At 36.6% G+C, this 5,081-nt stretch carries 6 protein-coding genes; all 6 read left to right on the top strand.

What is annotated here, in order from left to right:
* Positions 1–1,102: 1,102 nt before the first annotated feature.
* The 6 genes from AAOP42_RS00630 to AAOP42_RS00605 all read left to right on the top strand — a co-directional run bounded on the left by AAOP42_RS00630 (position 1,103) and on the right by AAOP42_RS00605 (position 4,780).
* Complete coding sequence (locus AAOP42_RS00630) at positions 1,103–1,681, top strand: energy transducer TonB (protein WP_349526515.1); 579 nt, start codon at positions 1,103–1,105, stop codon at positions 1,679–1,681.
* A gap of 53 nt (positions 1,682–1,734) precedes the next feature.
* Entirely contained in the window at positions 1,735–2,043 is a 309-nt protein-coding gene (locus tag AAOP42_RS00625) for a hypothetical protein (protein WP_349526514.1), read from the top strand.
* Positions 2,044–2,057: 14 nt separating this feature from the next.
* Positions 2,058–2,204, top strand: coding sequence for a lmo0937 family membrane protein (locus tag AAOP42_RS00620; RefSeq protein ID WP_349526513.1), 147 nt, complete (start codon positions 2,058–2,060; stop codon positions 2,202–2,204).
* A gap of 113 nt (positions 2,205–2,317) precedes the next feature.
* Positions 2,318–3,841: an OmpA family protein gene (locus AAOP42_RS00615; RefSeq protein ID WP_349526512.1), complete on the top strand. Its 1,524-nt coding sequence runs from the start codon at positions 2,318–2,320 to the stop codon at positions 3,839–3,841.
* Between the two features lie 405 nt (positions 3,842–4,246).
* Complete coding sequence (locus AAOP42_RS00610) at positions 4,247–4,597, top strand: cupin domain-containing protein (protein ID WP_349526511.1); 351 nt, start codon at positions 4,247–4,249, stop codon at positions 4,595–4,597.
* 15 nt (positions 4,598–4,612) lie between these two features.
* Entirely contained in the window at positions 4,613–4,780 is a 168-nt protein-coding gene (locus AAOP42_RS00605; RefSeq protein ID WP_349526510.1) for a hypothetical protein, read from the top strand.
* Positions 4,781–5,081: the final 301 nt, after the last annotated feature.

Genomic DNA, 5,081 nt, shown 5'->3' with positions numbered 1-5,081 from the left:
TTCAGTGCATACCTCATGGTAAACCACCTTGCAGCTTACTAATGGTTCGAGACACGACTCTCGCCCATAAGGGACTTGCACCCTATAAATTAATACCCTACTTTTATGTAGGGAAAGATGCCCATGCTGGGCACACACAATACCTATACGCAATGCCCTTCGGGACACTGCGCATAGCCCAAACGTTAACATTCATTTCAGAACCATGTGGAAAGTATTTGATAACTTGAAAATTGAACTAATAGGATTAACAATCTTCTATTTTTTTCTATCTTCTTGAATCCCTTGGGATAATTTCAACTCCCTACATATCGGGCATCCTAATGGTGATTGCTCTACTTTATTATTTAGTCAAAATCATAAGATTTTTTAAAGACTGGAAATCAAGTAAAGGAGCATCATTACTCAACTTCTTCCTCAACTTTGAATTCTTCTGTGTCGTCATGGGAACTTCCTATTTGCTTATTCAACTGCCAGGCGGGGCGGAACTTCTTCACTCATCACTGCTTTTACCACAATATTTATTGGTGTTGTTTGTAATAACCATAACGATTCGTTGGAAATCAAAACAGATATATTGGGAATTAACCAAGATCAATATCTTCAAAGCAATTTTGGCAATTTTCGTTTCAGTGATATTCTTCTACACTATTTATGACTTACCAACTTATATGAGGGAAAGGAACGAAGCAAATCACGGATGGATAAAGCTGTATTAACGAAATGCTAACAGGCACTTCAACTGAGCTATTTGCAAAGGCTAGTGTGAAAAGGTGGTTTATAGATATTTGATCAGCTTACGGATGATAATTGGACGTTAGTCAGTCCATTCTTGCAAACAACTTTTATCCCCAATAAAACCCACAGCCTTGTTCTGTTTTGAATTCTTGCATTTCTCCCTAAATACACCCACCTCATACAGATCTCCCTCCATATAAAATGTGTGATACATGTAACACTTACACATTAGTATGTAACACTTTATGGTTTGGTTAAGCTCACCTTTGCACAGTTATAATCTGCCCAACGGCAATTCCAGTCGGCAAGAGGTCATGTAAATAAACCTGACACTCATTATAACAACTCAATAACTAAAATAATTATGAAAAAACGATTTAAAATTTTCGCAGCAGTAGCTGTTGTTTTATCAGTACAAGCATGTGGGTCAAAAACAGAAAATAGCAGTAAAGAAGAAGTGATTGAGGAATCTACTTCCAGTAATTTTTCTCAGTCAACATTAGAAGAGATGAGAGCCTTGATAAAAAAAGACTCAGCAAGGATCGCAAAAATAAGAATGGATGCTTTGGATAAAATGCTATTGGAGGCACCCACTTTTACTAACACAAAGGGTGATGTGATCTATCATAGGGCTGAAGTTGATCCTTCTTTTGTAGGTGGAAATAAAGCCATGATGAAATACCTTAGGGATAACCTTGTTTACCCTGAGCAAGCAGAAGATGATCAATTGGAAGGGGAAGTGTTTGTGGATTTTGTTGTAGCGACCAATGGTTCGGTCAGTGTGATTGATGTTACTGATGCCACCAGTTCTGTTGTAGATCAGGCTTTTAGAAATGAAGCCATCAGGGTAGTTGCTTCTATGCCCAATTGGTTGCCTGGTCGTCAAAACGACCAGCCTGTAAATGTGAAATTTAGCATACCCATTACTTTCAGAATAAGATAATACTGCATCCATCAAGAATTAACCATTCCCTTAAATATTTAAAATTGAATTCTATGAAAAAAGACACAACAAACCTAATAGTCGTATTGATGTTTTTTTTGGTTAGCCCTGTTTTCGCCAAACCATCGAAAGAACCAAAACCAATGACCAAAGCAGAATCTGCCAGAGTTGTCATAATTACCGAACGATTGGAACAAATTGATGAAATGGATAAGTCCTTATTGTCGTATGTCGAAAAAAAGGAATTAAGAAAGGAAGTAAAAGCGCTGGACAAGCAGCGTAAGCAATTAGGCGGAGGTGGTATTTACTTATCTGTCGGAGCTGTCATCATTATCATATTGCTCCTGATTCTTCTTGTTTAGAAGGTTAAAACTAAATGGGAAATTTATTGTACACCATAGCAGTGATTTTAATCATTCTATGGGCGATTGGCTATCTGGGTTATAACTCTGGTGAAATAATACATATTCTGCTCGTTATAGCCGTGATAGCCATTCTTATTCGTGTTATAAAAGGAAGGTAGGTCTTTTTTTGGCTACTTTCTAAAATCAGTGATATATGCAATAAATACATAATTGGATGTAATGGTTACTAGGTCTAACATATCCACTTTTGTTTAAAAAAAAATAAGTTATTATGAAAAGAATACAAATAAAATTGATAGGGGTATTGTTTGTTCTGATTATGGTTCAGGGAAACATATATAGCCAAGATTTGCAAGTTTCCTTATTTCAGGAAGTAGACGTGTCCATGTGGAGGGCAAAACAATTCCAAGCAGATGTATTATCCCCACGAGCATATGGTGAGGCAATGGATGACTACAAATCTGCCAAAGATAAATACGATAGAAATGGAGAACTTTCTGATATCAGGGAGAAAATTGCCAAAGCCAATGCCAAATTTCAGGAAGCAATCGAAAATACAAAAGTAAGTAGTGTCATGTTTTCAAGTGCCTTGTCAGCCAGAAGGGATGCTGTAAGTGCAGAAGCAGAGCAGTTTGTAAAAGAAATGTGGGACAATGCGGAAAAGGAAATGAAAGACGCTACAGAGGAACTGGAAAAAGGAAATTCGAATGATGCAAAAGAAAAGTCGATAAAAGCTACCAGTTTGTACCGAAAAGCCGAATTGGAATCTATCAAAGCCAATTATTTAACCAACGCAAAAAAACTATTGAAAAAAGCTGATGATGATAAGGTGTACAAAGTGGCTCCAAAAACAATAGCAGAAGCTAAGAACCTTGTCAGTCAAGCCGAGAAAGAACTGTTAGACAACAGATATGACACTGATGATGCACGGTTTTTGGCCAAAGAGGCTGAATACAAAGTACTCCTTGCCATGCATATTGCCAAAGAGGAAAAGATCTTAGATGACAAGGATTTTGAAACTGAAGATTATCTGCTCCTGAGCTATGAACCTATCTCAAAAATAGGTGAGAGTTTAAATATCAAAATGAAATTTCATCAAGGGGTAGAAGGAGCAGTTTCAGAAATCACAGAGAGAATCGCAAATGATCAACGCAATATTGCAAATCTGGAAGCTTCCCTGTTTAATTATCGAGTGACTAATGAAAGTCTTAGGGCAATGCTAAGAGAACAGAAAAGTATTCTTGCAAATGTGAAAGGCACCTTATCCGATGAGGCTTTGAAAGGACAAAAAAGGCAACTTGTCCTTCAAAATCGTATTGATAGGATGGCAGAGATAAATGTCAAATTTGAACAAATACAACAAATATTTAAAAAAGAAGAGGCACAGGTCTTTCGTCAAAAAAACGATGTGATTATCCGGATGATAGGGGTCAATTTCGATGTAGGAAAATCTCAAATCAAGGAAGAGGATTATGCACTACTAACCAAGGTACAAAAGGCTATGCAGGTGTTTAGCGATGCTTCGATTGTGATAGAAGGCCACACCGATTCTCAAGGAGGTGATGACCTCAACCTGAAACTATCACAGGAGCGAGCCGATGCTGTACTTAGCTACCTTAATGCAAACTCCACTATAGACAAGGCAAGGTTTGGTACAAAGGGATTTGGAGAAAGCAGACCTGTGGCAAATAATGAAACCATTGCTGGCAGGAAGTTGAACCGCCGTATTGATATTGTAATCAAGCCAAACTTGCCGGAGATCTTATTGGGTTCGGTGGTTACTGATTTCAATTGATATAAGTCACTAGAAAAAATTACTGAATATTTTTTCAGATAAATTTTTCCGCAATTTAAGACAAGGCAAATACATTTAGAATTTTTAATAGTCAAAGAATGCCAATAATTCCATTTAAAAAGGGGTTTAGAAACAAAAATACAATTCTTAGAATATCGAAAATCTTGCTAAAAAACATCTGTTTTTTTAAATGCGTTTGCCTTGCCATTTTAAACCATTAGAGAAACTTGAAATGATATAAGATAAAAATCAATACACTCCTAAATAAACAGTCATGTCGAAAGAAAAAGAAGGTAAGGACAAAACGGGAAAAAAAGCTCCTGCTAAAACATTGAAAGAAAAAAGAGTGGCCAAAGAAGCCAAACGCAATGAGAAAAAAAGCCACGTATAAACCAATTTGTCGAAATGAGAAATTTGGAACAAGAAAAAGAGAAAATTTTCATTGTGGTCAAGATCATTGAGTATGTTCCCAATTCGGTCTTGTCCACAACGATTATTAAGAAGACAACTGGAAATGTGACTGTATCATCGTTTGATACTGGGGAATCTTGGACGGAAAAAATATCTCCATTCGATACCTTTATTCAGGTGATTGATGGAAAAGCTGAGGTTGTCATTAACGACCATTCCCATTTATTGGACACAGGGGAGTCTATTATTATCCCTGCCCATTCTCGTAATATGATTAAAGCCAATGTAAGATTTAAAATGTTATCAACAGTCATAAAAAGTGGTTATGATGAGGTAAGTATCTGATATTGAGTATTTAATATGGAAGAAAATAAATTTAAATCCGGAGACACAGTTTACACTAAGGTAAACCCAGATGTCAAGTTGACTGTAAGGAGGTACATCAAAAGAACCTACTATTGTAGGTTTGCCGGACAACCTGAGAAAAAGGAATTGGCTCTTTTCCAAAGAGAGCTTGTTGGCGGGTAATTGTAAAGGCTGAAGTAACACAAAAAGAACTAATTTTTCATTCTTCAGTGGGATGGGGATTTTTTTAAAGCCACCAAACAACTTTTATAAAGGGCAACCTCATACCTCCCCAGCTCATCCATTGCGGTATTCTGTCGATAGAGGTCAGTAGTTAATTGCATATTAGTGACATCCGCTTAAAAATGTGATTAGATTTAATCTTCTTGGAAAAATACAATAGTGGAGATTTGACTCTCCACTAAAGTTTATGATGTTTGAGTTACCACACTTAGACATCATGAGTAAAGATAGAAATTTGACC

The organism is Reichenbachiella sp. MALMAid0571, assembly GCF_040151475.1.
Taxonomy (GTDB): domain Bacteria; phylum Bacteroidota; class Bacteroidia; order Cytophagales; family Cyclobacteriaceae; genus CAXBNB01.
The sequence above is the reverse complement of the archived record's forward strand: the minus strand, read 5'-3'. Positions and strand labels throughout refer to the sequence as shown.

Bases quoted from the DNA above. Each gene is read 5' to 3' on its own strand.
- AAOP42_RS00615 (WP_349526512.1), top strand. From the start codon at position 2,318: ATGAAAAGAATACAAATAAAATTGATAGGGGTATTGTTTGTTCTGATT.
- AAOP42_RS00620 (WP_349526513.1), top strand. From the start codon at position 2,058: ATGGGAAATTTATTGTACACCATAGCAGTGATTTTAATCATTCTATGG.
- AAOP42_RS00625 (WP_349526514.1), top strand. From the start codon at position 1,735: ATGAAAAAAGACACAACAAACCTAATAGTCGTATTGATGTTTTTTTTG.
- AAOP42_RS00605 (WP_349526510.1), top strand. From the start codon at position 4,613: ATGGAAGAAAATAAATTTAAATCCGGAGACACAGTTTACACTAAGGTA.
- AAOP42_RS00630 (WP_349526515.1), top strand. From the start codon at position 1,103: ATGAAAAAACGATTTAAAATTTTCGCAGCAGTAGCTGTTGTTTTATCA.
- AAOP42_RS00610 (WP_349526511.1), top strand. From the start codon at position 4,247: ATGAGAAATTTGGAACAAGAAAAAGAGAAAATTTTCATTGTGGTCAAG.